Source organism: [Mycobacterium] manitobense (genome assembly GCF_025821665.1).
Classification (GTDB): Bacteria; Actinomycetota; Actinomycetes; order Mycobacteriales; family Mycobacteriaceae; genus Mycobacterium; species Mycobacterium arseniciresistens.
Window position 1 is genome coordinate 1 of record NZ_JACKSJ010000272.1, and the last position, 610, is coordinate 610.

Genomic DNA, 610 nt, shown 5'->3' on the forward strand with positions numbered 1-610 from the left:
GGGGCCGGCCCGGCGCCGCTGTGGGGCGAGGGGCCGGCCCGGCGCCGCTGTGGGGCGACGAGGCCCATGTGCGCGAGTTGTTCGGCGATCGCCTCACCGATGTCACCTTCCGGCACCAGACCGTGGCATTCGATCACTGCACCGACCCGCTGGAATTCCGCGAGTACTGGAAGCGCAATTACGGGCCCACCATCGCGGTGTACACGTTCAATGCCGGCCGGCCCGAACGGGTCGCGGCACTGGACGAGGCCTTCCTGGACTTCCTGACCGAGACGCAGCGCGACGGCCACTGGGACGCCGAGTACCTGCTGGTGACCGGGACGGCCGCATAGCTGATCGTCTGTTCATCTGGACAGATATCGGCACGGGTCTTAGGCTCGATGAATGACTCAGCAGCTCGTCGCCATGCATATGAGCGACGGCATCATCAACGCGCCTGTCTCGCTGATGTTCGCAGCCATTGCCGTTGCCGCCCTTGGCTTCTGCGGCTGGCGTGCGCAACGCGAACTCGATGAGCGCACCGTCCCGCTGGCCGGCCTGGTCGCCGCTTTCATCTTCGCCGTGCAGATGGTGAACTTCCCGATCCTGCCGGGGGTCAGCGGTCACCTGC

Annotated in this window: 1 protein-coding gene and 1 pseudogene; both read left to right on the forward strand. The window is 66.6% G+C overall.

Translation table 11 applies throughout. The features are described 5' to 3' along the window. Positions 1-332: pseudogene (locus tag H7I41_RS29870) on the forward strand (SAM-dependent methyltransferase); the annotation flags it as partial. A 52-nt stretch (positions 333-384) separates the two neighbouring features. Further along, positions 385-610, forward strand: a 226-nt coding sequence (locus tag H7I41_RS29875; protein WP_264016277.1) for an energy-coupling factor ABC transporter permease, incomplete at its 3' end; no start/stop codon positions are given.